This window comes from Modicisalibacter tunisiensis, assembly GCF_020148005.1.
GTDB lineage: Bacteria > Pseudomonadota > Gammaproteobacteria > Pseudomonadales > Halomonadaceae > Modicisalibacter > Modicisalibacter tunisiensis.
In genome coordinates this window covers 2,876,066-2,895,784 of the sequence record NZ_JAGXFD010000001.1, presented here as the reverse complement: position 1 = coordinate 2,895,784, position 19,719 = coordinate 2,876,066, and the positions used below count along the sequence as shown (strand labels likewise).

Genomic DNA, 19,719 nt, shown 5'->3' with positions numbered 1-19,719 from the left:
ATGACTCAATCCCTGGCCCTCGTTTTTCCGGGGCAGGGCTCCCAGCACCTGGGCATGCTGAGAGAGCTGGCCGAACGATACAGCGTGGTGCGAACCACTTTCGAGGAGGCGTCCGACGCCCTCGGATACGATCTGTGGCACGTGGCTCAGGAGGGGCCGGAAGAGGCGCTCAACGCCACGGCCTGCACCCAGCCGGCGCTGCTGACATCGAGCGTCGCCATCTGGCGTGTCTGGCAGGAACTGGAAGGCCCGCGCCCTCTGGTCATGGCCGGGCACAGCCTGGGCGAATACAGCGCGATGGTCTGCGCCGGGGCGCTGGGCTTTGCCGAGGGGGTAAAGCTGGTGCGTCTGCGCGGCGAGGCGATGCAGGAGGCCGTGCCGGCCGGCCGGGGTGCCATGGCGGCGATCCTCGGTCTCGACAATGAGGCCGTCGAGCGTGCCTGCCGCGATGCCGCTCAGGGCGAGGTCGTCGCGGCCGTCAACTACAATGCGCCGGGGCAGGTGGTGATCGCGGGCGACAAGCCCGCCGTCGAACGCGCCATCGCCCTGTGCCAGGAGGCCGGCGCCAAGCGGGCGCTGCCCCTGCCGGTGTCGGTGCCGTCGCATTGCGCGCTGATGAAGCCCGCCGCCGAGCGGCTGGCCGCGGCCATGGGCGAGATCGAGATCAAGACGCCGCGCTACACGGTGGTCCAGAACGTCGACGCCCAGGCGCATGCCGACATCGACACCTTGCGCACGCGCCTGATCGAACAGCTCTATCAGCCGGTACGCTGGACGGACTGCGTCGAGACCATGCTCGCCCAGGGCGCCGAGGTGTTCATCGAGTGCGGGCCGGGCAAGGTGCTCACCGGGCTCAACAAGCGCGTGGCCCGCGGGGCCAAGGGGCTGGCGGCCAATGATCCCGACAGTCTGGCGTCGGCGCTGACGCTGGCGCGGGAAGCGGTCGGCCAGAACGCCAACGATTGATTCGAGAAGGCTTTATGACCAGCGAACGCAGAATCGCCCTCGTCACCGGTGCCAGTCGTGGTATCGGGCGTGCCATCGCCCACGAGCTGGGGCGTCAGGGGCGCATCGTCATCGGCACGGCGACCAGTGATGCCGGCGCCGAGCGCATCGATGCCGACTTTCGCGAGCAGGGGATCGAAGGCGGTGGTCGGCGGCTCGATGCCACCGACCCGGCCAGTATCGATACCCTGCTCAAGGCGATCGTCGAGGAGTTCGGCGCGCCGACCATTCTCGTCAACAATGCCGGAATTACCCGTGACAACCTGCTGATGCGCATGAAGGAAGAGGAATGGGATGCGGTGCTCGACACCAATCTCAAGTCCGTCTACCGCGTCACCAAGGCCTGTGTGCGAGGCATGACCAAGGCGCGTTTCGGGCGCATCGTCAACATCAGCTCGGTCGTGGCGACCATGGGCAACCTGGGGCAGACCAACTATGCTGCCGCCAAGGCGGGCATGGAGGGCTTCACTCGGGCTCTGGCGCGGGAAGTCGCCTCGCGCGGCATTACCGTCAATGCCGTGGCACCCGGCTTCATCGCCACCGACATGACCGAGGCGCTGCCCGAGGAGCAGCACAAGGCGCTGCTGACCCAGATTCCGCTGGCGCGCCTGGGCGCTCCCGAGGAAATTGCCGCGGCGGTGGGCTTTCTGACCAGCGATGCGGCAGGCTATGTCACCGGCGAGACCCTGCAGGTCAACGGTGGCATGAACATGCGTTGAGGCCGTGCTCGACGCCTTGGTTGCGTCGATCTGGGGCCGTCTATAAACTACCCGGCAGTTTCCGGCTGGCGGATATGTACCACTAGGAGTAATCACAGAATGAGCACCATCGAAGAGCGCGTGAAGAAGGTCGTAGCCGAGCGCCTGAACGTCAAGGAAGAGGACATCCAGAACTCGTCATCCTTCACCGAAGATCTCGGCGCCGATTCCCTGGACACCGTCGAGCTGGTGATGGCGCTCGAAGAGGAATTCGACACCGAAATCCCCGACGAGGAAGCGGAAAAGATCACCACGGTACAGGAAGCGATCGACTACGTCGTGGCTCACCAGTAAGCCGACGTGCGACGGCGCTGAATGCCTGTACTCGGAAAGCCGTTCTGGTGACAGAGCGGCTTTCCTTTTTAGGGTGCCAGACCCCATAGCCGGTACGCTTCGGGTATAATGGCGAGCTGCATGGGTGCGCCGCTAGGCAAGCGCCTGACATGGACATCTGGAGGAGAGCTGATGCCTCGTAGAAGGGTCGTGGTGACCGGACTGGGGTTGGTGACACCGGTCGGTAATTCCGTCGAGGAAAGCTGGAGCAATATCCTGGCGGGCAAGAGCGGCATAGCCCCGATCGAGCATTTCGATACCAGTGGTTTCAATACGCGCTTCGGCGGCTCGATCAAGGGGTTCGATATCAGCCCCTATCTGAACCCCAAGGATGCGCGCAAGATGGACCTGTTCATCCAGTACGGCATCGCGGCGGCCTCGCAGGCGGTCCAGCATGCCGGGCTGGAATGCCGCGAGGACAATGCGCACCGTATCGGGGTGGCGATCGGGTCCGGCATCGGCGGTCTGCCGATGATCGAGCACAACCACAACGCCCTGCTCAAGGGCGGGGCGCGGCGCATCTCGCCGTTCTTCGTGCCGGGCTCGATCATCAACATGATCGCCGGCAACCTGGCGATCCGCTACGGCTTCCAGGGGCCCAACATCGCCATCACCACGGCCTGCACCACGGGTACGCACAACATCGGCTACGCGGCGCGCACCATCGCCTACGGCGACGCCGACGTGATGGTCTGCGGCGGGGCGGAGATGGCCACCACACCGCTCGGCCTGGGCGGCTTCTCCGCGGCGCGGGCGCTGTCGACGCGCAACGACGACCCGGCCGCCGCCAGCCGCCCCTGGGATCGCGATCGCGACGGCTTCGTGCTGTCCGATGGCGCCGGGGTCGTGGTGCTCGAGGACTACGAGCACGCCCGAGCACGGGGGGCGACGATCCATGCCGAGCTGACGGGCTTCGGCATGAGCGACGACGCCCACCACATGACCGCGCCGCCCGAGGACGGTCGCGGCGCGGCGGCGGCCATGCGCAACGCGCTGCACGACGCCCGGCTGGCACCCGAGCAGATCCAGTACATCAACGCCCACGGCACCTCCACCCCCACCGGGGATCTGGCCGAGAGCCAGGCCATCGAGCGGGTCATGGGCGACGCGGCGCGAAACGTGGCGGTCAGCTCCACCAAGTCGATGATCGGCCACCTGCTGGGCGCGGCCGGTGCCGTCGAGGCGGTCTTCTGCGTGCTGGCACTGCGTGACCAGGTGGCGCCGCCGACCATCAACCTGGACAATCCGCAGGAGGGGTGCCGGCTGGACTACGTGCCGTACACGGCCCGTGAAACGGCCATCACGCACACGCTGTCGAACTCGTTCGGCTTCGGCGGGACCAACGGCTCGCTGATCTTCTCGCGCGTCTGATCCGCATGCAGGACGACGGCGTTCCCTTCGACGACCGTGGGCTGGCCTACGGGGATGGGGTGTTCGAGACCGTCCTCGTCCGCGACGGTCGGCCCCTGCTCTGGGACGCCCATGTGGCAAGGCTCCGGCGCGGTTGCGAGCGCCTGGGGATCCCCTGTCCCGAGCATGACCTGCCGGCGGCGCTGCCGGGCCGGGCCGGCTCGGGGCTGGCCGTGCTCAAGCTGATCGTGACCCGGGGCAGTGGCGGACGGGGGTATCTGCCGCCGGTCGAGCCGCAGCCGCGATACCGCTGGCGAGTGACGCCTTTCGCCCCGCGGGAAACCGCCTGGCGCGAGGGCGTCACGATTCGCCTGTGCGATCTGCGTCTGGCCAGGCAGCCTGCGCTGGCCGGCATCAAGCACCTCAATCGCCTCGAGAATGTGATGGCCCGGCGCGAGTGGGACGATCCCGCGATTGCCGAAGGGGTGCTTCTCGATACCGAGGGGCATGTCGTCGAGACCACCAGCATGAACCTTTTCTGGCATCGTGCAGGTCGCTGGGAAACCCCGGCCCTGGACGCCTGTGGCGTGGCCGGCACCCTGCGTGAGGGTCTCCGGGAGCGGCTGCCGATCGCGGTCGTCACGGCCGGTGTCGATGCGCTGATGCAGGCCGATTCGTTGTGGGTCGGCAACTCCGTGCAGGGGCTGTGGCCGGTGCGACGCCTGCTCGATGCCCGGGGCGTCGAGCGGCAGGCCTGGCCCGTCCCGTCCACGTCTGCACGTATCCTGCAGGATGCTGCCCATGAGCTGCTGGGGTATCCTCGCCTCACCGACTGACCGCGGGCGTCCGGCGGCGCCCGCTTTCGCGTAAGGACTCCGCATGCGTTGGTTGAAACTGTGTCTGGCCGCGCTGGCCGTACTGGGACTCGTGGCTTACGGCGCCTTCCGGTACTGGCAGTCGCAGCTGGTGCAGCCGCTGGCTATCGAACAGTCGATGCTCTACGAAGTCCCCCAGGGCGCGGGGTTCGACCGTGTCGTCGATGACCTGGTGAGCCGGGGCGTGCTGGCCGAGGCCTGGCCCTTCAAGCTCGCCAAGCGTTTTCGGCCTGCCGCATGGCCGGCGCTGCGGGCGGGCGAGTTTCGCCTCGAGCCCGGCATGAGCGGTCGGGCTGCACTCGAGCGCCTGGGCAGCGATCAGGTGGTCACCTACACGGTGACCTTTCCCGAAGGCTGGACCTTCCACCAGGTCCGCGAGGCGCTGGATGACGCCGTCAAGCTCAAGCACACCCTCGAGGGCCTCGATGACAGCGAGGTGATGGCCCGGCTGGGGCATCCCGACCAGCATCCGGAAGGGCGCTTCTTCCCCGATACCTACCGCTATCACAAGGGGGTCAGTGACAAGGCGATCCTCGCGCGAGCCTATGCGCGCATGCAGTCCTCGCTGGACGAGGTCTGGAGCGAGCGCGACGCGGACCTGCCACTGAAGTCGCCCTATCAGGCATTGATCCTGGCGTCGCTGATCGAGCGGGAGACCGGGGCCGACGGCGAGCGGGCCCGGATCGCCGGCGTCTTCGTGCGCCGTCTGGAGAAGGGCATGCGGCTGCAGACCGACCCTTCCGTCATCTACGGCCTGGGCGACGACTATGACGGCAACATCACCCGCGCCGACCTGCAGCGCAAGACGCCCTACAATACCTACGTCATCGACGGGCTGCCGCCCACGCCCATCGCCATGCCCGGCATGGCCGCGCTGCGTGCGGCCGTGCACCCGGCCGACGGCGACGCCCTGTACTTCGTCGCCAAGGGCGATGGCAGCCACCATTTCTCGGCGACGCTGCGCGAGCACAATGCCGCCGTGCGTCGCTACATTCTCAATCGCTAGACGAGGCTGCTGCCCATGCCATCACGCGGACGCTTCATTACCCTCGAGGGGGGAGAAGGGGTCGGCAAGAGCACCAACCTGGCCCTGGTGCGTGATCATCTCGAGTCGCTGGGCATCGAGACGATCACCACCCGCGAGCCCGGCGGCACGCCGCGGGCCGAGGCGATTCGCGAGCTGCTGCTGGCCCCCGACGAGGCGGAAACCCTGGCCGATGATGCCGAGCTGCTGCTGGTCTTCGCGGCGCGGGCCCAGCACCTGGCGCGCCGGATCCGGCCGGCCCTGGAGCGTGGCGCCTGGGTGGTCTGCGACCGCTTCACCGATGCCACCTATGCCTACCAGGGCAGCGCCCGGCGGGGCGATCGCTCCGCCATCGCCATGCTCGAGACGTTCGTGCAGCAGGGGCTTCAGCCCGACCTGACGCTGTTGCTGGACATGCCCGTGGACGCCGCGCGCGAGCGCGTGACGGCCCGGGGGCAGGGACTCGACCGCTTCGAGCGCGAGCGCGCCGCGTTCTTCGAGGCGGTGCGGCAGGGCTATCTCGAGCGGGCCGCGGCGGCCCCCGCGCGCATCGCGGTGATCGATGCCGCACGGTCGCTGACGCAGGTGCAGGCCGACATCTGTCATTGCCTCGATCAACGGGTGGCCGCATGGCGCAGCTGACGCCGCTGCCGTGGCAGTCCGAGCTCTGGCAGCGCCTGGTGGCCCTGCAGACTTCCGACCGCCTGCCCCACGCGCTGCTGATTTCCGGTCCGCACGGGCTGGGCAAGCAGCAGCTGGCCGAGGCGCTGGTGGCGCGAACCCTCTGCCTGTCGCCCGGCGATGCGGCCTGTGGCCACTGCCACGGCTGCCGGATGCTGGCCGCCGGCTATCATCCGGACCTGCTGCGGATCAGCCCGGCCGACAATCGCCGCCAGATTCGCATCGACCCGATCCGCGAGGTCAATCAGTTCGTCGCCCAGACCGCGCAGCAGGGCGGCTATCGGGTCATCCTGCTGCAGCCCGCCGAGGCGATGAACGTGGCGGCGGCCAACGCGCTGCTCAAGAGTCTCGAGGAGCCGGGGTCGCGTACCCTGTTCGTGCTGCTCTCGGACGTCCCGTCGCGCATGCTGGCGACGATCCGTTCGCGCTGCCAGCACTGGACGCTGACGGTGCCGGCCCCGGCAGCCTGCCTTCCCTGGCTTGCCGAGGCGCTGGGGGATGAACGCGAGGCAGCGTTCTGGCTGCGTGTGGCCGGCGGGCTGCCGCTGCTGGCACGCGAGCTGGCCGGGGGCGAGGCCCGTCAGCTGCGCCAGACGCTCCAGGAGCTCTTCGACGCCCTGGTGCGCGGTGCCGAGCCGGTCGCCGAGGCCGCCCGGCTCGACCGTCAGGCGGTCGAGCGCATCCTGTGGTACGGTATCGCCTGGCTGGAAGACCTGATTCGGCTGGGGCTGTCCGGCGATACCGAGCAGGTCCGCAATCCCGACCTGCTGCCGCTCTACCGCCAGGCGATCAAGAACGGCCGCCTGCGCGACTGGTTCCGGCTGCTCGATTATGCCCGCGAGCAGCAGCGGCTGCTGGTGGCCGGCGGCAACCCCAACCCCCAGCTGGTGCTCGAGGCCTGGCTGGTGCGCTGGTCGGCATTGCTGCGTTCCTGATCGAAGACCCGAGGAGGCTGTCATGGCGGAACACAAGGCGCTCTCGCTGACCTTCAAGGATCATCGGACCCTGCTGTCGGCCTACATGCCGGCGCTGGAGCGGGGCGGCATCTTCGTGCCGACGCAGGACACCTATGCGCTGGGCCAGCCCGTCTACCTGCTGCTGACGCTGCCCGACGAGAGCGAACGCCTGCCGGTCAGCGGTGACGTCGCCTGGATTTCGCCGCCCGGCGTCTCGGGGCGCCGCATCCCCGGCATCGGTGTGCATTTCGGCGTCAATGACCGCCGGGTCCGCGACCGTATCGAGAATCACCTGGCCGGGCTGCTCGACAAGGGCGAGCCCACCTTCACCTTCTGAGCCACCATCCGCCACTCCTTCGTCAGTCACGAGCCTTTCCGCATGTTTGTCGATTCCCACTGTCATCTGGACCGCCTGGATCTTTCCGCCCACGGCGGCGACCTGAATGCCGCCCTCGACGCCGCCCGTCGGCGCGAGGTCCGCCAGTTTCTGGCGATCGCCGTCACCCTGGAGGACGTGCCCGGACTCGCGGCGATCGCCCGCGAGCACGAGGATGTGGTGATTTCCGCCGGCGTGCATCCGCTGCACGAGGTGCCCCGCGAACCGGACGTGGAGGCCATCAAGGCATGCGCCGAGCGCCACGCGGCGGTGGCGATCGGCGAGACCGGCCTCGACTATCATTATCAGGGGGTGGCGCCGCCGCAGCAGCGCAGCCGCTTCGCCAATCACCTGATCGCCGCCCGGGAGCTGGAACTGCCGGTGATCGTGCACACCCGCGAGGCCCGGGAGGACACCCTGGCGCTGATCGCCGAGCATGGGGATCCGGCCGTCGGCGGCGTGCTGCACTGTTTCACCGAGGATCTGGACATGGCGCGGGAGGCGGTGCGCCACGGCTTTCTGATCTCGTTGTCGGGCATCGTCACCTTCCGCAATGCCGCGGCGATCCGCGAGCTGGCCCGGGCCATTCCGCTGGATCGGCTGCTGATCGAGACCGACAGCCCCTACCTGGCGCCGGTGCCGCACCGGGGCAAGCCCAACGAGCCGCAATGGGTGGTCGAGGTGGCCGAGTGCATCGCCGCCGAGCGCGGGATCAGCGTCGACGAAGTGGCGATGCAGACCACCGCCAACTTCTACCGGCTGTTCCGCGAGGCACTCCCGCAGGCGCCGGCGGACCTGCGACAGTCACTGGAAGAGGCCGGATGGCGCTGAGCCGGCGGCCCGGGAGAGAAAGCCATGATGCTGGAAGGGCTGATCGGCCAGGTCGAGCCGGCGATGACGAACCCCGCCAGGCTGCCGCCGCTGGAAACCTGGACGCCGCCGCTGAGCGGTGACATGGCGCTGACCATCGCCGCCGATGGCCGCTGGTATCACGAAGGACGGGTGATGTCGCGCCCGCGCCTGGTGCGCCTGCTGTCGACCATCCTGCGCCGCGAGGCTGACGGCGATTACTACCTTGTCTCGCCGGTGGAGAAGTGGCGCATTCAAGTCGAGGATCGCCCCCTGCTGATCGTCGATGCCGACCGCGAAGCCGATGCGCCGGGTGGCGGCTGGCGCCTGACGACCAACCTGGGCGATACGCTCGTGCTGGGCCGCGAGCATCGGCTCGCCCTGAGCCCGATGCCCGGCGGCGACGTCATCCCCGAGGTCCCGGTGCGGCACGGCCTGGCTGCCCGGCTCAATCGCAACGTCTACTACCGGCTGCTCGACGTGGCCGAGAGCCGCCAGGTAGCGGGTAGCGAGGAATGGGGGCTGGTCAGCGGCGGCGTGTGGCAACCGCTGGGCCGGCTGGAGCCCGACGCTTGATGCCCCTGACCGACGAGCAGCGCGCCGTCGTCGCGCATGGCGACGGGCATGCGCGCGTCGCCGCGGTGGCCGGCGCCGGCAAGACCACCACCCTGGTCGCCCGGGTACTGGCCCTGCTCGAACAGGGGGTGCCGCCGCGCCGGCTGCTGGTGCTGATGTTCAACCGTGCGGCCCGCGAGGACTTCGCCGCCAAGCTCGAGGCCCTGGCGCCGGCGGGCCTGGCGCTGCCCGACGTGCGTACCTTCCACTCCATCGGCCATCGACTGACCCGCAGCCTGGTGAGCTGGGGGCGGCTGGCGCCGCGCGAGCTGCTCACCGCCGACTGGCAGCGCGAGCGGCTGTTGCGCCAGGCCACCCAGCAGGTGCTGGGCGAGGCCGACGCCCCGACCCGCGAGGCGGCGCTCGAGCCCGACCGGCTCGAGGCCCTCGGCCACTTCTGCGAAATGGTCAAGGCCGAGCTGGTCGCGCCGCAGGTGCTCTACGAGCGCCTGGACCTGGGGGCGGGCACGGCGCATTTCGTCGCCGCCTTCGACGCCATGGAATCGCTGCTCGAAGCCCACGGCCGCATGACCTACGCCGACCTGCTGTATCGACCGCTGCGCTGCCTGGCCCGGGATGGCGACGCCCGGGCGCGGGTCCAGGGGTTCCTCGACCATGTGATCATCGACGAGTATCAGGACATCAACGAGGCCCAGCAGCGCCTGCTGGCCCTGCTGGCGGGAGATCGGGCCGCGGTGATGGCGGTCGGCGACGCCAACCAGTGCATCTACGAATGGCGCGGTGCGCGCCCCGACTACATGCTCGAGCGATTCGCCGCCACCTTCGGCGCTGCCCGCGACTACCCGCTGTCGGTGACCTTCCGCCACGGCCATGCCCTGGCGCTGGCCGCCAACCATGCCATCCGCGGCAACCGGCGGCGCCCCGACCAGCTGTGCCTGGCGGCGCCGACCAACCCTGACACGCGCATCGAGCAGGGCCAGGGAGTCGCGCCGCTGCTGCAGGCGCTGACGGCCCGGCAGCAGCAGGGGCGGCTCGCCGAGTGTGCCGTGCTGGTGCGCAGCTGGACACTCTCCGTGTCCGTGCAGCTGCAGCTGCTGCGGGCAGGGATTCCCTTTCGGCTGGCCCGGGAGGATCGTTTCGTCTTCCGGCTGCCGCTGGTTCAGGCGCTGGCCGGCTACCTGCAGCTGGCGCGCGAGCCGCGGCGCCTGCAGGATCCCGCGCATCTGCTGCTGCTGTTCTCGCAGCCCACGCCCTTCGTCGCCCGCGAAAGACTGGAAGCGGTGACGCGGCAGCTGGCCGAGACCCAGCGCTGGCCGTTGCGGCAGGATCCGCTGCTGGAAGGGCTCAAGCCGGTCCAGCGGCGCAACCTCAAGCGCCGCTGGGAGCTGCTCTGCGAACTGCCGCGCCTGGGCGGGCTGCCGGCCGCCCGGCTGCTGGAGCACGTGGTGGAGCGCCTGGACGCCGACAAGGTGCTCAAGCGTGCCGCCGCCCGGCGCGAAAAGGGCGAGGAGGACGTGCGCCTGCTCGACGTGCTGATCGAGCAGGCCGAGGAGATGGCCCGGGCACCCGACGACTTCCTCGAGCTACTGGGCAGCCGCCCGGATACCCGGCACGACGGGGCCGGCGGTGACGGGGGTGTCCTGGTCACCACCGTGCACGGTGCCAAGGGACTGGAGTGGCCGCTGGTCGCACTGTGGGGACTCAACGAGGAAGACTTTCCCCATTATTCCCGGGACAATCCGCTGGATGACGAACGCCTCGAGGAGGAGCGGCGCCTCTTCTACGTGGCGGCGACCCGGGCCCGCGAGCAGCTGCTGATGCTGCATGACGGCGGCACGCACCGACCCAGCCGCTTTCTGCAGGAGACCGCCTGGGCCGATTGCATGCGGGTCGCCCGCGCCCTGGAGGTCCCGAGCGACGCGCCGCTCGCGGTGGCCGAGCCCGAGTTGGTGGCGCGTTACCTCAAGGCGGTGGGGCGCGAGGATATCGACCCGCCGATTTCGCGTGGTGCGCCCGTCGAGCCTGGCGGCGGAACGGACGATTACCGGGTCGGGCAGCGGGTGCATCATGCTGTTTTCGGCGGTGGCGAGATTCTGGTCATCGAGGGCAGGCCGGCCGATCCGGTGCTCGAGATCCGTTTCGACCAGGCCGGGCGGCGGCGCCTCATCGCCCGGCGTGCCCCGCTGGAAAGCGCGGAGCCATAGGCAGCGTGCAGCCGTCACACAAGGCATTAACTGCGGACAAGAGGAGGGCGAGAGATGTCGCTGCAAACGCTGGTGGATGCCACCACGGTACGGGATTGGCTGACGCAGGACCGGTCGGTGCGGATTCTCGATTGCCGGGCCCGTCTGGGCGACCCCGATGCCGGCCGACGGCTCTGGCGGGAAGGCCATCTGCCCGGCAGTCGGCATCTCGATCTGGAGGCGGACCTGTCCGACCCGGCCGGTGAGGGCGGGCGTCATCCGTTGCCCGACCCGGGGCGCTTCACCGCCACGTTGCACCGGTTGGGCATCACGCCGGCGGTGCCGGTGATCGTCTACGACGATGCCGGTGGCCAGCTGGCGGCGGCGCGGGCCTGGTGGCTGCTGCATGTCTGGGCGGGGCACCCCGACGTGCGTGTGCTCGACGGCGGGATCGCCGCCTGGCAGGACGCGGGAGGCGCGCTCGAGAGCGGCGAGCCGGTTGCGCCGGTGGCCGCCTCGAACTGGGAGCCGACCTTCGACGGCACGGCATGGATCAGCGCCGACACCGTGGCAAAGGGCGAACTGACCCTGGTCGACGCCCGGACCCGCGAACGCTATCGCGGCGAGGTCGAACCCATCGATCCCGTCGCCGGGCATATCCCGGAGGCCGTGTGTCGGCCGAGCGCCGCCAATCTCGATGCCGAGGGCCGCTTCAAGACGCCGTCGCGGCTCGATGCCGAGCTGCCGCAGAGCGAGGCGAGCTATTGCGGCTCCGGAGTCACCGCCTGTCACAACATCCTGGCCTATGCAATTGCCGGGCGGGCGCTGCCGAAGCTCTACGCCGGCTCCTGGAGCCACTGGATCCGCGATCCCGCCCGGCCCGTTGCCACCGGGGATTGAGCCCGGAGCGTGGCCGGGAGCGGTAAGCCATAAGCTTGAAGAGGGAAGAAAAAAACGCCCCACGCAACTGCCGTGGGGCGGTTGGCTTTATGCGGCCTTCGGGCTTGGGACTTCGAATCTCGCCCCTCACACCTCACTCACATTTACATGTTCGGATAGTTCGGACCGCCGCCGCCCTCCGGCGCCACCCAGGTGATGTTCTGCGCCGGATCCTTGATGTCGCAGGTCTTGCAGTGGATGCAGTTCTGGAAGTTGATCTGGAACCGCGGCTGGCCGGCGTCGTCCTCGACCACCTCGTAGACGCCCACCGGGCAGTAGCGCTGCGCCGGCTCGGCATACTTGGGCAGGTTGTCGCGGATCGGCAGCTCGGGATCGGCGAGCTTCAGGTGGCAGGGCTGGTCCTCCTCGTGGTTGGTGTTGGACAGGAACACCGAGGAGGGCTTGTCGAAGGACAGCTTGCCGTCCGGTTTCGGGTAGTCGATCGGTTGCGCCTGGTCGGCGGTCTCGAGCCGGGCGTAGTCCGGCGTGGTGTCGTGGACCCGCGGCAGCCGGCCGCCCAGCCACTGGTCGAGGACATTGTAGGCGCCGCCCAGCAGGTTGCCGTACTTGTGGATCGCCGGGCCGAAGCTGGCGCTTTCCTCGAGCTCGGCGTGGGCCCAGCTCGCCTGCCAGGCCTCGGTGAAGGCGCTGAGCTCCCGGCCGCCCTCGTCGCCGTCGGCCAGCGCGGCGAAGACCGTCTCGGCGGCCACCAGGCCCGACTTCATGGCGGTGTGCAGGCCCTTGATCTTGGCGAAGTTGAGGGTGCCGGCGTCGCAGCCGATCAGCAGCCCGCCGGGGAAGGTCATCTTCGGCAGGCAGTTGACGCCGCCCTTGGCGATGGCCCGGGCGCCGTAGGCCACCCGTGAGCCGCCTTCCAGGTAGCGCTTGAGCAGCGGATGATGCTTCAGGCGCTGGAACTCGTCGAACGGCGAGAGGTACGGATTGGTATAGGCGAGATCGACGATCAGGCCCACCACCACCTGCTGGTTCTCGGCGTGGTAGAGGAAGAAGCCGCCTTGGGTGTCGTCGGGCAGCGGCCAGCCGGAGCCGTGGAGCACCAGCCCGGGCTCGTGGACCTCGGCGGGCACGTCCCACAGCTCCTTGAGGCCGATGCCGTAGTGCTGCGGGTCCTTGCCGGCGGCCAGGTCGAAGCGCTCGATCAGCCGCTTGCCGAGATGCCCGCGCGCGCCCTCGGCGAACAGCGTGTACCTGGCGCGCAGTTCCATGCCCGGCATGTGGCCGTCCTTGGGCTCGCCGTCGGCGCCCACGCCCATGTCGCCGGTGATGATGCCGCGCACCGTGCCGTCCTCGGCGTGGAGCACCTCCTGGGCGGCGAAGCCGGGGAACACCTCGACACCCAGCGCCTCGGCCTGCTCGCCGAGCCAGCGACACAGGTTGCCGGCGCTGATCACGTAGTGGGTGCGACCCTGGCCGACGTTGTGCATGCTGCCGGGCACCAGGGCGTCGGGCAGCTTCCAGGTCTTCTCGGCATCCTTGAGCAGATGGACCTCGTCGCGGGTGGCCGGGGTGGTCAGCGGCGCGCCGCGCTCGGCCCAGTCGGGAAACAGCTCGTCGAGCGCGCGGGTCTCGAGGATGGCGCCGGAGAGGATGTGCGCGCCGACCTCCGAGCCCTTCTCGACCACGCAGACCGTCAGTTCGCGTTCGGCGTCATTGGCCTGCTGCATCAGGCGGCAGGCGGCGGACAGGCCGGCGGGGCCGGCACCGACGATCACCACGTCGAAATCCATGTATTCGCGTTCCACGGCTATCTCCTCGGTCAGGGCAGTGGCGGGCGGCCATGCCGATCTTCGGCACGCGAAAGGCGTCACCGAAAATCATCGTGTCGCTGAATTTTCGGAGCCCTTACTATAATTAAAACGATCGTTTGCTTCTACCCGGAATTGGTGCTAGTCATATTCCACTATCGCAGGGGGTGCAGGCCCGTATCATGGGCGATGCGCCGCCATCTTGGGCGGTACTCAAACCTGTGGCACACTACAGTTTTGGCCGGTTCCCCTATCAAACGCTTGCATGAATTAATGCCTTCCGGTTCTAACCCAGCGAGGACGCCATGAAAGTACTCGTCGCGGTCAAACGCGTCATCGATTACAACGTCAAGATCCGCGTCAAGGCGGATCACTCCGACGTCGACCTGACCAACGTCAAGATGGCCATGAACCCGTTCTGCGAGATCGCCGTGGAAGAGGCGGTGCGCCTCAAGGAACGCGGGATCGCCACCGAGATCGTCGCCGTCACCGTCGGCCCCAAGGCCGCCCAGGAACAGCTGCGCACCGCCCTGGCGCTGGGCGCCGACCGGGCCATCCATGTCACCACCGACGAGCGGGTCGAGTCGCTGGCGGTGGCCAAGCTGCTCAAGCAGGTGGTCGACGCCGAACAGCCCGGGCTGGTGATCCTCGGCAAGCAGGCGATCGATACCGACAACAACCAGACCGGCCAGATGCTTGCCGCGCTGACCGGCATGGGGCAGGGCACCTTCGCCTCGAAGGTCGACGTCAAGGAAGGCACGGTGGACGTCACCCGCGAGATCGACGGTGGCCTGCAGACCGTGGCGCTCACGCTGCCGGCGGTGGTCACCACCGACCTGCGCCTCAACGAGCCGCGCTACGCCAAGCTGCCCGACATCATGAAGGCCAAGAAGAAGCCGCTCGAGACCAAGACGCCCGAGGAGCTCGGTGTCGACATCGCCCCGCGCACCGCCCAGCTCAAGGTCGAGACGCCGGCCGAGCGCAAGGGCGGCATCAAGGTGGGCTCCGTCGATGAGCTCGTCGACAAGCTGAAGAACGAAGCCAAAGTCCTTTGAAAGGAGCTGATCTCATGAGCATTCTGGTCCTCGCCGAACATCACGACGGTCAGCTCGCCGGCGCCACCGCCCATGTGGTTGCCGCCGCGAAGGCGATCGGCGGCGATATCGATGTGCTGGTCGCCGGCGAGAACGTCGCCGCCGTGGCCGAATCGGCCGCCAAGCTCGACGGCGTGAGCCGGGTGCGCGTCGCCGACGCCGCCGTCTACGCCCACCAGCTCGCCGAGCCGCTGGCCGACCTGCTGGCCACCTTCGCCGACGACTACTCGCATGTGCTGGCCGCCGCCTCCACCACCGGCAAGAACGTCCTGCCGCGCCTCGCCGCGCTCAAGGACGTCGCCGCGCTCTCCGACATTCTCAGCGTCGAGAGCGCCGATACCTTCAAGCGGCCGATCTATGCCGGCAACGCCATCGCCACCGTGCAGTCGGCCGATCCGCTCAAGGTGATCACCGTGCGCACCACTGCCTTCGATGCCGTGGGCGAGACGGGAAGCGCTACCATCGAGGCGGTCGACGGGGCCATCGACAACAGTCTCTCCGCCTTCGTCGACGAGCAGCTCGAGCAGAGCGAGCGTCCCGAGCTGGGTGCCGCCCGGGTGGTGATTTCCGGCGGCCGCGGCATGGGCAACGGCGAGAACTTCCAGCTGCTCGAGGGCATCGCCGACAAGCTGGGCGCGGCGATCGGCGCCTCGCGAGCCGCCGTGGACGCCGGTTTCGTGCCCAACGACATGCAGGTCGGCCAGACCGGCAAGATCGTCGCCCCGGAGCTGTACATCGCCGTGGGCATCAGCGGCGCCATCCAGCACCTGGCGGGGATGAAGGACTCCAAGGTGATCGTGGCGATCAACAAGGACGAGGAGGCCCCGATCTTCCAGGTGGCGGATTACGGCCTGGTGGGTGACTTGTTCGAGGTACTGCCGGAGCTCGAGAGCAAGCTCTAGGCACGGGGTGTCGTGGTTGTTTGATCAGGGTCGGCTCATGTAGCCGGCCCTGCTGCATTCTGGCACTGGATCTCCCGTTGATAAGGGTTTCTTTTTGTATTGGCGTGTCGCGCATTTCCGGCCGGTGTCGGACCCACGAGGGGAGCAGTAGCGTGAAGAAGGACGGCATGGCGATGGCCTGCCTGCTCGTTGCGGCAGGCATCGCGGGGCCCGGGGTTGCCGAGGCGGCGTCGTTGACCGAGACGGCGGTCGAGGCCCAGCAGCACCAGGCGAAATTGCAGGCAAGAATCGATGCGGCGGACGACCGGACCCGCGAGGCCCTGCGTGAATTGCGTCGCGTCCGTCGCGAGGCGAGTCGGCTCGAGGCCTATGACGAGGAGCTCGCGCGCCAGGTCGAGCGTCAGGATCAGTCCATCAACCAGCGTGAGCGGGCGGTATCGCAACTGGCCGATGCCGGGGAACGCCTGCCGGTGCTGACCCGTCAGCTGGTCGGCCGGTTGCAGGCGCTGGTCGAGGCCGACATGCCGTTCCTGCACGACGAGCGCCTGGCGCGTCTGGCCAGCCTGCAGCAGATGCTCGACACCGGCGAGCTGTCCGCCGCCGACAAGCTCGACCGGGTACTCGCCGCCTGGCGCACCGAGCTGGATTACGGACGCGAGGTGGATGCCTGGCACGGGCCTCTCTATCAGTCTGACGCTCAGCCCGACACGGCATCCGGGGGGGCGCCGCCGGCCGTCGACTATCTGCGCGTGGGCCGGCTGGGCTGGTACTACCTGACGCCGGATGGTGAGCAGGGCGGCGTATGGCAGGCCGGTGCGCACGGCTGGCAGCCGCTGGATGGCGATGCGCGGCGCGAGGTTCGCAAGGGCCTGCGCATCGCCCGCGAGGAGCGTGCCCCGGCGATGCTCGACCTGCCGTTGTCCATCACCCCCGAGAACGCCAGACAGGCGCCGCTCGATGGCTCTCCCGCGAAGACGGAGGGCGACTCATGATGCGTCCACGGATGCTGTTCGCCCTGGCGGGGCTTTCGCTGTCGGTCCTGGTGCTGCCCGCGCTTGCGCAGTCGCAGCAGGGTGGCACCGGAACCTCCGGCGACGCCGCTCGTTCCTCGATGGTGCAGATTCTCGAGGACTTTCGCGCCGACAGCCAGGCCGCCGAGGCCCGGGATCGCCGGCGCCTCGGCGAACTGCTCGACGATCGCCAGGCGCTCGACGAGGCCCTGGCCGAGGCCAGGGCGCGCCTGAAGGCCGCCCAGCAGCGTCGCGACACGCTCGAGGGACGACGCGACGATCAGCAGAAGCGCCTCGACGCGCTGCGCCGGCAGGCGCAGTCACGGACGGGCGGGCTGGACGGCCTCGAGGACGTGATCCGCCAGCGCATCGGTGAGTTGCGCGACGACCTGGGCGATGGCTGGTTGACGGTGGGCGGTGATGCCCGCCTGCCCGAGCGTCCCGATGACGAGGCGCTGCTCGATCTCGACCGGCTTGCGGCACTGGGGGACAGCCTGGCGCACCTCACCGCCGAGAGCGGCCGCGCGGTGCGCTTCGAGGCGCCGGTAGCCGGCCGCGATGGGGCGGTCGCGCCCCGCGAGGTCATGCGCCTGGGGGCCTTCGCGGCGTTCAGCGACGGTCAGCTGCTGCGTTCGCCGGGCGACGACGGCACCCTGACGATGCTCGAACACACCCCCGGTTCGGTAAGCGATACCCTGCGTGCCTTTCAGCAGGGCGAAAGCGACCGTGTGGCCATCGACCCCACGCAGGGCGAGGTACTCAAGGCCCTGTCCCGGCGCCCGAGCCTGTGGCAGCGCTTCCAGCAGGGCGGCTATGTGGGCTACGTGATCGTGGGGCTCGGTTCCCTCGGCCTGCTGGTGGCCCTGGTCCAGTACATCTATCTGCTGCAGGTATCGCTGCGACTGCGGCGCCAGCTTCGGGATATCGCCGCCTTGCGCGACGACAATCCGCTGGGTCGGGTGCTCCAGCGTTTCCGGGCGCTGGGCGAAGGGTATGTCCCGGAAGCACTCGAGGCGCGTCTCGACGAGGCGCTGCTCGCCGAGCAGCCGCGCCTCGAGCGCGGCCAGCCGCTGGTCAAGCTGCTGGCGGCGGTGGCGCCGCTGCTGGGACTGCTGGGCACGGTGACCGGGATGATCGTCACCTTCCAGTCGATCACGGTATTCGGCACCGGCGATCCGCAATTGATGGCCGGTGGCATCAGCCAGGCGCTGGTGACCACCGTGCTGGGCCTGATCACCGCCGTGCCGCTGCTGTTCGCGCAGACCGCGCTGTCGAGCCGCAGCCGCACGCTGATCGGCGTGCTCGAGGGCCGGGCCAGCGCGGTGCTCGCCGAGCATCTGGAATCCCGTCAGGCAATCGGGGAGAGCGGGCATGTGGCTACCGATTGAGCCCCTGGGCCGACTGATCGAGGCCGGTGGCACGGTGCTGGTGCTGATCGCGGTTGTCGCCATGGCGCTGTTCTCGCTGGCGCTGGAGCGCGGCCTCTACTGGCGCTTCCACCATCGCCGCGCGCGGCGCGAACTGATCGAGCGCTGGGCGATGCGTCGCGATCATGTGAGCTGGAGCGCCTTGACACTGCGCGAGACCTGGGCCCGGGAGCTGATCGCCCGGCTGCGCCGACCGCTGCCGTGGCTCAGGCTGCTGGTGGCGCTGTGCCCCCTGCTGGGCCTGCTGGGTACCGTCACCGGCATGATCCAGGTGTTCGACAGCCTGGCGCTGACCCAGGCCGGTCAGGCGCGGGCGATGGCCGACGGCGTGGCCCGGGCGACGCTGCCGACGCTGACCGGCATGGCCGTGGCGGTGGTCGGCCTGCTGTTCGTCACCCGCCTGGAGCAGGTCATTCGGCGCGAGGACCAGCGATTGCACGATCGCATGGCGCGGGCCGTGGAGGCACGGCATGCGTAGACGCCGGACGACACGCGACGACGAGACCGCCGAGATTAACCTGACGCCGATGCTCGACGTCGTCTTCATCATGCTGATCTTCTTCATCGTTACCACCAGCTTCATCAAGGAAAGCGGGGTGGAGATCGCGCGCCCCGAGTCCTCGTCGGCGACGGCGCGGCCCGATGCCCGGGTGATGGTGGCGATCACGCCGCAGGGGGCGGTATGGGTCGACGGCGAGCCGGTGGATGTTCACCGGGTGGGCGGCAAGGTGGCGGGGCTGATCGGCGATGATGGTGCCGTGGTGATCCAGGCCGATCGCAACGCCACTACCGGGCTGCTGATCGAGGTGATGGATCGCCTTCGTCAGGCCGGGGTCGACAACCTGGCGGTCGCGGCGACGCGGGGCGGGCCCTGATGCGTCATCTGCTCGGAGCACTGGGGGGCGCGGTGCTGGCGCTGGTGCTGCTGACGCTGCTGGCCCTGCTGGTCGCGCCGCCGGTCGACCAGCGTCCCGAGATCCAGCCGCCGATGACGGTGGCGTTGGTCGAGGCACCGCAGCAGCAGGCGCCTTCGAGCGAGCCGGCGCCCGAACAGGCGGCACCGCGCCCGCTTGCGGCCATGCCGTCGCCGCCACCGCCGGCGGCGATTCCTTCGCCGAGCCCGACGCAGCCGATAGCGGTGCCGACGCCCGACCTGCCGTCACCGCGGGCACCGGCGCTGCCGCTCGATCGGCGGCTGCCCGAGCTGACCACGCAGCAGCCCGAGCCGCAGCCGAAACCGGCGTCGAAACCCGAGCCGGAGCCGACGTCCCGGGTCGCCGAGGCTCCGGCCGGCGACTCGGCCCCGAAAGACGCCAGTCAGACGCCGGCGGCCAATCACGGGGTGGTGAACTCGTCCCGGCCGACCCGGCGGGTGCCGCCGACCTATCCCGCTCGCGCCCAGCGCCGCGGTATCGAGGGCTACGTCGAGGTGCGCTTCACGATCCGTCCGGATGGCAGCGTCGATCGCGATTCGCTGCGCGTGGTCGATGCCGAGCCGCGGAATGTCTTCGACCGGGCGGCGCTGAAGGCGATCGCGGACTGGCAGTTCCCGCGCGCCTCGCGGCCCCGCGAGGCACGCCAGCGTCTGGTATTCAAGCTCAGGGGATGAAGGCGA

General features: G+C 69.1%; 21 protein-coding genes. 20 read left to right on the top strand and 1 reads right to left on the bottom strand.

Features of this window, described 5'->3' with window-relative positions; all coding sequences use genetic code 11:
- From fabD to KGQ91_RS13540, 13 genes are all read left to right on the top strand, one after another.
- Positions 1–966 (top strand): ACP S-malonyltransferase, encoded by a 966-nt coding sequence (fabD, locus tag KGQ91_RS13600; RefSeq protein ID WP_163650094.1) that lies wholly within the window; start codon positions 1–3, stop codon positions 964–966.
- Positions 967–980: 14 nt separating this feature from the next.
- A complete protein-coding gene (gene fabG, locus KGQ91_RS13595) occupies positions 981–1,724 on the top strand; it encodes a 3-oxoacyl-ACP reductase FabG (protein WP_163650095.1) in 744 nt (247 codons plus the stop codon).
- Positions 1,725–1,823: 99 nt separating this feature from the next.
- Entirely contained in the window at positions 1,824–2,057 is a 234-nt protein-coding gene (acpP, locus tag KGQ91_RS13590) for an acyl carrier protein (RefSeq protein ID WP_031383713.1), read from the top strand.
- Positions 2,058–2,228: 171 nt separating this feature from the next.
- Complete coding sequence (gene fabF / locus KGQ91_RS13585) at positions 2,229–3,467, top strand: beta-ketoacyl-ACP synthase II (protein ID WP_163650096.1); 1,239 nt, start codon at positions 2,229–2,231, stop codon at positions 3,465–3,467.
- A 5-nt stretch (positions 3,468–3,472) separates the two neighbouring features.
- Positions 3,473–4,282, top strand: coding sequence for an aminodeoxychorismate lyase (gene pabC, locus KGQ91_RS13580; RefSeq protein WP_224421195.1), 810 nt, complete (start codon positions 3,473–3,475; stop codon positions 4,280–4,282).
- Positions 4,283–4,325: 43 nt separating this feature from the next.
- Positions 4,326–5,327, top strand: coding sequence for an endolytic transglycosylase MltG (gene mltG, locus KGQ91_RS13575; RefSeq protein ID WP_224421194.1), 1,002 nt, complete (start codon positions 4,326–4,328; stop codon positions 5,325–5,327).
- A gap of 15 nt (positions 5,328–5,342) precedes the next feature.
- Positions 5,343–5,987, top strand: coding sequence for a dTMP kinase (gene tmk, locus KGQ91_RS13570; protein ID WP_163650099.1), 645 nt, complete (start codon positions 5,343–5,345; stop codon positions 5,985–5,987).
- On the top strand, positions 5,975–6,961 hold the full coding sequence (locus KGQ91_RS13565) for a DNA polymerase III subunit delta' (protein ID WP_224421193.1): 987 nt from the start codon (positions 5,975–5,977) through the stop codon (positions 6,959–6,961). The genes tmk and KGQ91_RS13565 overlap by 13 nt, the downstream gene beginning before the upstream one ends.
- A 22-nt stretch (positions 6,962–6,983) precedes the next feature.
- Positions 6,984–7,319: a PilZ domain-containing protein gene (locus KGQ91_RS13560; protein ID WP_163650101.1), complete on the top strand. Its 336-nt coding sequence runs from the start codon at positions 6,984–6,986 to the stop codon at positions 7,317–7,319.
- A gap of 42 nt (positions 7,320–7,361) precedes the next feature.
- Positions 7,362–8,189 (top strand): TatD family hydrolase, encoded by an 828-nt coding sequence (locus KGQ91_RS13555; RefSeq protein WP_163650102.1) that lies wholly within the window; start codon positions 7,362–7,364, stop codon positions 8,187–8,189.
- A gap of 24 nt (positions 8,190–8,213) precedes the next feature.
- Positions 8,214–8,783, top strand: a complete 570-nt coding sequence (locus tag KGQ91_RS13550; protein ID WP_224414746.1) for a DUF1285 domain-containing protein — start codon at positions 8,214–8,216, stop codon at positions 8,781–8,783.
- A complete protein-coding gene (locus tag KGQ91_RS13545; RefSeq protein ID WP_224421421.1) occupies positions 8,783–10,987 on the top strand; it encodes an ATP-dependent helicase in 2,205 nt (734 codons plus the stop codon). The genes KGQ91_RS13550 and KGQ91_RS13545 overlap by 1 nt, the downstream gene beginning before the upstream one ends.
- A gap of 54 nt (positions 10,988–11,041) precedes the next feature.
- Complete coding sequence (locus tag KGQ91_RS13540; protein WP_224421192.1) at positions 11,042–11,866, top strand: sulfurtransferase; 825 nt, start codon at positions 11,042–11,044, stop codon at positions 11,864–11,866.
- 143 nt (positions 11,867–12,009) lie between these two features.
- Here KGQ91_RS13540 and KGQ91_RS13535 read toward each other — a convergent pair whose 3' ends face one another.
- Complete coding sequence (locus tag KGQ91_RS13535; RefSeq protein WP_224421420.1) at positions 12,010–13,653, bottom strand: electron transfer flavoprotein-ubiquinone oxidoreductase; 1,644 nt, start codon at positions 13,651–13,653, stop codon at positions 12,010–12,012.
- A gap of 323 nt (positions 13,654–13,976) precedes the next feature.
- On the opposite strand from KGQ91_RS13535, the gene KGQ91_RS13530 reads away from it, so the two are divergent.
- The 7 genes from KGQ91_RS13530 to KGQ91_RS13500 all read left to right on the top strand — a co-directional run bounded on the left by KGQ91_RS13530 (position 13,977) and on the right by KGQ91_RS13500 (position 19,713).
- Positions 13,977–14,726 carry an electron transfer flavoprotein subunit beta/FixA family protein gene (locus KGQ91_RS13530; protein ID WP_224421191.1) on the top strand — a complete coding sequence of 250 codons (750 nt, stop codon included), beginning with the start codon at positions 13,977–13,979 and terminating at the stop codon, positions 14,724–14,726.
- Positions 14,727–14,740: 14 nt separating this feature from the next.
- Positions 14,741–15,667 carry an electron transfer flavoprotein subunit alpha/FixB family protein gene (locus KGQ91_RS13525; protein ID WP_224421190.1) on the top strand — a complete coding sequence of 309 codons (927 nt, stop codon included), beginning with the start codon at positions 14,741–14,743 and terminating at the stop codon, positions 15,665–15,667.
- A 152-nt stretch (positions 15,668–15,819) separates the two neighbouring features.
- Positions 15,820–16,659, top strand: a complete 840-nt coding sequence (locus KGQ91_RS13520; protein WP_224421189.1) for a DUF3450 domain-containing protein — start codon at positions 15,820–15,822, stop codon at positions 16,657–16,659.
- Entirely contained in the window at positions 16,656–18,065 is a 1,410-nt protein-coding gene (locus KGQ91_RS13515; RefSeq protein ID WP_318010287.1) for a MotA/TolQ/ExbB proton channel family protein, read from the top strand. Before KGQ91_RS13520 ends, KGQ91_RS13515 begins: the two co-directional genes overlap by 4 nt.
- Positions 18,049–18,582, top strand: coding sequence for a MotA/TolQ/ExbB proton channel family protein (locus KGQ91_RS13510; protein WP_224421188.1), 534 nt, complete (start codon positions 18,049–18,051; stop codon positions 18,580–18,582). The genes KGQ91_RS13515 and KGQ91_RS13510 overlap by 17 nt, the downstream gene beginning before the upstream one ends.
- Positions 18,575–18,979 carry an ExbD/TolR family protein gene (locus tag KGQ91_RS13505; protein WP_163650109.1) on the top strand — a complete coding sequence of 135 codons (405 nt, stop codon included), beginning with the start codon at positions 18,575–18,577 and terminating at the stop codon, positions 18,977–18,979. Before KGQ91_RS13510 ends, KGQ91_RS13505 begins: the two co-directional genes overlap by 8 nt.
- On the top strand, positions 18,979–19,713 hold the full coding sequence (locus tag KGQ91_RS13500) for a TonB family protein (protein WP_224421187.1): 735 nt from the start codon (positions 18,979–18,981) through the stop codon (positions 19,711–19,713). Before KGQ91_RS13505 ends, KGQ91_RS13500 begins: the two co-directional genes overlap by 1 nt.
- Positions 19,714–19,719 lie beyond the last annotated feature (6 nt).